Origin of the sequence: Apilactobacillus ozensis DSM 23829 = JCM 17196 (assembly GCF_001435995.1) — a bacterium.
GTDB classification, from domain to species: domain Bacteria; phylum Bacillota; class Bacilli; order Lactobacillales; family Lactobacillaceae; genus Apilactobacillus; species Apilactobacillus ozensis.
This window is the reverse complement of sequence record NZ_AYYQ01000007.1, coordinates 1-6,581: the sequence shown is the minus strand read 5'-3', so window position 1 is coordinate 6,581 and position 6,581 is coordinate 1. Positions and strand designations below refer to the sequence as shown.

The window sequence follows — 6,581 nt, the reverse complement described above, 5'->3', positions numbered from 1 at the left end:
AGATGACCAAAAGAAGAATGCCCAAGCAGCCATTAATGCAGAAGTACAAAAAGTAAATGCCCAAATTGATAGCGATAAAAACTTAGATACAACCGCTAAGAATAAGCAAAAAGTAGATGTAATTAATGCAGCTAATAACGCTAAACAAATGATTAATAATGCAAAAGATGCTCAAGCCATTCTTGATTTAATTCCTACAGGTATTGCTAACATCGATAAGTCGTATGTTCCAGGTAAACCTCAGGAATATGTTCCAACTGAAAACATTCCTGAACATAATGCTGTTAAAGATTTTAATGATGGAATATTAAGATCTAATACTACTATTATTTATGACAATAATTATAAAAATGTTCGTAGTGGATTTGAAGATGGAATTAATGGATTAACTGCAGCTGAAAAATATTCCAAAGTTTATATGGCTGGTTATAAAATGGCGGTTGAAGGTTTATCAGGTATGAAAGCTGCTCAGTCTATAGATAAAATCAATATTAGTGATTTGTCTGGGAAATCTGCAGACTTTAATGCTGGATTTAATGGTTATCTTGCTGGATTAAAAGCTGCTATGAAAGATTTAAAGAAATCTTATGATAACAATAGCCCTGTTTATAAGTTTACTTATGATAAGGGATATGTAGCTGGTAAAAAACAAGCTATTGAGATTGCGCACAGTTCTGGTTATAAACATGCCAAAACTTCTAACAGAATGCCTAATTTAAAAGGATATTCGAAAGAATATGTTAAAGCCTTTACACAAGGATTCATCAAGCATCAAAATGCAGAATCTAGAAATAAAACTTTTAACGTTTTAGCTGATTCTGGAATATATGTTCACAGTTCCGGAGTATTTACTAAAAATAATAGAGTTAAAAAAATGAAGAAGGGGGATAAATTTACTGTAAAGCATATAGTTCTAGTCAACGGAGTTACTAGGTATTATATAAATGAAAACGAATATGTAACTAGTGATAAAAATCTTGTTGGTTTGAAATAAATAGTAAAATAAAAAGACTTAGTGATAATTAAATCACTAAGTCTTTTTATTTTATAAGTAATAAGTTTGCAAAAATTGTTTAACTCGTTGTTCATATTTTAATGGATTAATCCAATAACTTTCTTCATGTCCAGCTCCTGGCACTATCCAAAGTTGTTTAGCTGATTTGGTAGCCCGGTAATTTTCATATGACATATATGTTGGCACATAAATATCTTTACTGCCATGAATAAATAAGATTGGCAACTTATTTTTCTTTAACTGTGAAGTACATGATGCATCGTCCAAATAATACCCTAATCGACGTCGATTAATGGTACTAACTAATGGTTCAATTGGATAAGATGGCAAATGGTATTCCATTTTTAATAAGTAATTGAATTCATCGGCTACATTCGTATATCCACAATCAGCAATAATTGCTTTAACTTGTTTTGGTAATTTTTCGCCACTTAACATGGTTACAATTCCAGCACCCATACTAATTCCAAATAACATTATTTCTGATTCGTTACCTAGTTTATCAATTACTAAATGAATCCATTGCAAATAATCCATTCGATCGAGCCAACCAAATGTGACATATTTTCCACTACTTTCACCGTGGGCACGGTCGTCGGGCATCAAAACGTTAAGTCCCATATCGTGATACATTTTAGCAAAGTTCGCCATAGTTTCACGATTGCAGCCAAAGCCATGTGCCATGATGATGGTCTTATTAGTTTGTTTTTCAGCGGGGATATATGATGCGACTAGTCGGTCATTAGTCTCAACTTCATTCAATTCCCATGTTTCTTTTGGAATTCTCAAGTACCAATTTACGTATTTGTAATAATCATTAGCATACTTCAATTGATTTTTCTGTGGTTCGGGTTCAAGGTCTTTTCGACTCATACCTAATTTAAATAAATATTCACTAAATAAAAAAGTTCCGATACCCACCATAGTTGGAATTGATAATAAATATGCAATGTTCTTTTTAATACTCATATTTTCACCGCCAAATAAAATTTAGTCGGTAAGGTAAACTTCACGTAGACGTTTTATTTGTTGTGAGGAGATACCTAAACCTTTACGGATAAAGTTATCAATACTACCGTAATTTTCTTCCATTGTATTAATAGCTACGTTTAAATAATCTAAAGACACGGTATATAGATTTTGTAAGTTATTACGTAGGATGTCATTCATACCAAATTGACTGTAGTATTCAATTTGTTTTTGAATATATGGTTTCATTTGTTCCTTAGAAATTAAATAATCTTGCTTAATAGTTTTCATATCCACTCCTAAGGAATATAAAAATAGAAAAGTAGCAACACCAGTGCGATCTTTACCTTGGGCACAATGATAAATTAATACTTTATTTTCGCCATCATTAGATAGTAACTGTTTGAAAAGTCTGGTAAATGCTTTACGAGCATGCTCACTTAAAATCATATATTTATATGACTGAAGCATGTTATTCCTTCCAAGATTTTTATCACTTGAATATTGTCTGGCATATTCTTCATCAGTTTTGTCGTGTCCAGTGTTAAAAACAGGATTAGATATTTGAGTAGCTCCTGATGGAATACGGTCAGGAGCTTGATTTTGCTCTGTTTCTGAACGTAAGTCGACATCGCAAGTAACATTATAGTGACTTAAATATTTTAAATCATCTGCAGACAATTCAGATAAATCACCTGAACGTACGACTTTATGCCATTTAGTAGTTTTACAATCTTTAGTTTTATATCCGCCAATATCTCTGAAGTTATAACCAGAGGTAATTGCCAATATTCTTTCGTTGGGCATTAAAAAACCTCCTAAATTAATCTAATTATATTATATCTAAAATTTAATGTAATTAAAAACTATATTGATTATGTCGGAAATTTGTATATAAATTTAAGAAATTAATCAATTCATAATACTTTTTACTGTATTTTAATATATTTTTAATGTTACAATCAATCCAACTAATATTAATTTGACTAAATTGTTTTGCGTTAGATAACATTAATCAAATGTAATATTTTATTGATTAAGGGGGAATATATTTGTTATTTAACAAAAATAAAGTAGAAAAAGTTAACGATAAAAAAGTTTTGAAAAAAGTGAAAAAGCAATGGGTTACAGTTTCTGTAGCTACATTAGCAATGATAGGTGCTGCAGGTGTTAGTACCATTAGCAGCAGTAGTAATGTAGTTGTACATGCTGATGGAAGCAGCCAAGGCCAACAACCCGGCCAAGGCCAACAACCCGGCCAAGGCCAACAACCCGGCCAAGGCCAATCAGAACAAAATAAAAATTTAACTGAAAATGATGGGAATACATCACTAGCTAATGATTCACAACAAGGTTTTAGTGATGGAATAAGCGGTAATTCTAAAGCAACTTCTATTGCTTCCATTGCTGCTGATGGTAATCAATCGTCTGAACCAGCTACATCTTCTTACAATACTGCTTATAGTGATGGTAATAATGTTAAAAGTTACGCTGAACAAGGAGCTAGTGATGCTTATAATGGTAATAGTCAAGCTTCATTAGCTAGTGATGCTCAATCCTACTACGATGCAGCTTATAATGGTGTGAAAGATGCGAAGAATTCTTACGATGCTAGTACTAGTAATGTAGGAACGGATTCAAATTATCAAAGTGATGCTTTCAATGATTCAAATGTCAATAATTCTAGTTCTAGTGATAATGGAACAAGTCAAGCGCATACTGATGCCACATCCTTTGAGTCTAGTATGAACAGTAAGTATAATAATGGAAGTTATACTAGTGTTAAAAATGGGACTGTTAGTATACCCAATACAGGCGACGTAAAGACTCCTAATGATTATTCTGCTAACTCGGAGTACGACTTAACATATAAATATGGCGTCAATTATTTCTTATCACATCAAGGATCTGTTGACGCTCAAAGTGGAAAATGGACTGGTGTTGATTCATCAGGAAAATATCAAGACATCTATATAAATAGTAATCCAGATTCAAGTAATCCATATTATCAGTCATATACTGGTGCTCAAGATGCTATGAATAATCAATGGAATGGTAGTAATGTGATTCAATCAATAAAAGATGTTGACTCCTCTAAAAACATTTATTATCAGAACGCTTACAATGACATTAAACAACAAGCTAATAGTGGAACTGCTTTTGTTCACAATGGATATCAATTCAGAAATGTTGCTGAAAATAAAGTGTCAACAATAAAAAATATATTAGCTGTTAGTGATATCGATTTTACGGGTGTATCAAATTCATCAGAAATTAATTTATCTCCAACTTTAAGTGGTAATTTAAACATTGATGGACAAAATCATATAATTGATTTACATGGTGTTTCATATAACTTTGGTGGGAACAGTGGAAACAATTTGACTGTCAAGAATTTTAAGGCAATGTATGCATACAATTACTATGGTGCATTTAGACCATCTTCTGGTTCTGTTACTTTTAAAAATATTAACTATTTTGGTTCTCAAATGGTAGAAGCTTCCAACACTAATGTATATATGGATGGTACTGTGAATACATTCAATGTACCTAACATTTCAGATGTTATGGTTAATGGTGGCAAACAATACGCCACTGAGGCTAATAATCAGGAAAACATGAACGTAAAAAACTTTTTATTGAGCCCCAATGCTAATTTATTTGTTTCTGGAAGTGAAATTGCCGGAGGTACCAATGTAAATCTTACAGGTAATATGACTTTGAACAGAGGTTCACATATGACAATTATATCAAGAGGTAATGGTGCTTCGAGTGTTAATGGAAGCTCTTATGGTGTTTATTTAACTGGAGGATCCTCTAAGCTTATTTTATCTGATAGGTCTGTTCTAAATATTATACCTGATTCAAGTAATTCAAGTTCCACATATGCTAATGGAATATATAGTTCAGGTAATATAAACGTAAATGGTGGAACTATTAATATAAAGGTTGCTTCTAATTCGCTAACATATGGTGAAGCCTTTTATGTTTCCGGTGGCAATGTAACAGTATCTAACAACGGTAAAATAAATATAAATGTTGACAGTAACGGTGGTTCATATGTATATCCATTATACGTTAGTGGCGGTAATGTTAATATCGTTGATAGAGGTAATCTTAATGTTCAGGTTAACAGAAGTGCTAGTGGTAATGCTATAGTTTTACTGAATGGGAAAATATATGTTAATAATCCAGGCTTGGATGGTGTTAAATTTACTATAAATGATGTTTCCTATAACAGAAGTAATAAAATTGTAAATGGACAAGTTAATGGTTATTCCACTAAAGTTGTTACTGATCAAAATAATTCACAATTAGCTTATAAGTATACTTATAACGGTTCTGCACAAATTCTGAAAGATAATAACCAGTTGGACTCTAATTATGAGACTCCTTTAATCAGTTTGTTTCTTGAATCTGTTCCTTCTGTATACTTTGCCGGACCAGTTATAGTATCAGATGATAAGAAAACTGCTAGTGGTTATATCAAAATTTCTGGTTATGACCCAGTAGGTTATCCTAGTAATAATTCTATTCTTTCTGATTCTAGTTCTTCCGATAATTCATGGACGAATAAAAGTTCAAGTTCATCTCAAATTGACGTTAATAATTCAAACAAAGATAAACTAATACCTTTCACGTTTAACATAGGATCTAGTAATAATCAATTTAACCTTAGTTATGGTGTAAATAAAATAGGATTTAAATACAATCCTAACAATAATTCATATAGCATATTGTCTAACGACTCTGATAACACTGGTCAAACAATATCATCTGGTAATTATTTCAACATTAATAATGGAACTAATGATGGTATAAATGATGTTGCTAATGATTCTTCTAGTTATAAAAACGAGAATAGTTATATTGATGCTGATAAGGACTATGCTAATGCTTATGATGGTGCTCAGCAGGGTTATAATGCTTATCTGAAAAATCCTAACGTTAAAGTTCCAGATGTAAGTAACATTGATTCACCAAATATAAATTCATATCAAAAAGGTTATGAACAGGCTGTTAAAGATGCTACAGCTACTGAAGATGGTCAAGAAGCGTTTCTTAATGGCGGTAAATCTAACTCTTCTGGTAACTTAGGTGCTTATGATAAAAATTATAATAAGAGTTATAATGATGCTCAAGAAGGTTATAATGACGCCCAAAATAAAAAGTCACCTGCTCAAAGTAGCGATGCTTATATGGCTGGATTTAATTCAGTGTCTGAAACTAAAGCTGGTTATGAAGATGCATCTAAAAATATTAATGATGGAAGAAATCATACTTCTGATTCCAATGTTGATAAGGCATATAATGGTGCAGTTAAAGGATATCAAGATGCTATGTCAGGGAAAGCTAAAAATCCTAGTGATAATTCTTTGGCATATAGAGATGCTTATAATGAAGCATATCCTTCTGGTCAAAAGAGCGCTGTTGTAGGTTCCAATGCTTTTATTAATGGATTAGAAAATCCTGCTTCTAAAGATTCAAATGGAAATGTTGGTTCTGACTATGATTCTCAAGCTAAGAATCAAGGATACCAAGATGCGAAAGCTGGCTATGATTTAGCTAAGGGTAATCAAGAATTACCAAAAGATGC

4 protein-coding genes are annotated in these 6,581 nt (G+C 32.0%); 2 read left to right on the top strand and 2 right to left on the bottom strand.

All coding sequences use genetic code 11. The annotated features are described in order from the left end of the window. Positions 1–994: DUF5776 domain-containing protein (locus FD06_RS02225; RefSeq protein WP_156403078.1), on the top strand; the 994-nt coding region annotated here is incomplete at its 5' end. A gap of 51 nt (positions 995–1,045) precedes the next feature. Here FD06_RS02225 and FD06_RS02220 read toward each other — a convergent pair. Both FD06_RS02220 and FD06_RS02215 read right to left on the bottom strand, forming a co-directional pair. Continuing rightward, positions 1,046–1,984, bottom strand: a complete 939-nt coding sequence (locus tag FD06_RS02220; RefSeq protein ID WP_054658837.1) for an alpha/beta hydrolase — start codon at positions 1,982–1,984, stop codon at positions 1,046–1,048. Positions 1,985–2,005: 21 nt separating this feature from the next. Then, positions 2,006–2,791, bottom strand: a complete 786-nt coding sequence (locus tag FD06_RS02215; protein WP_054658835.1) for a tyrosine-protein phosphatase — start codon at positions 2,789–2,791, stop codon at positions 2,006–2,008. A 245-nt stretch (positions 2,792–3,036) separates the two neighbouring features. On the opposite strand from FD06_RS02215, the gene FD06_RS02210 reads away from it, so the two are divergent. Then, positions 3,037–6,581, top strand: a 3,545-nt coding sequence (locus FD06_RS02210) for a hypothetical protein (protein WP_156403077.1), incomplete at its 3' end; no start/stop codon positions are given.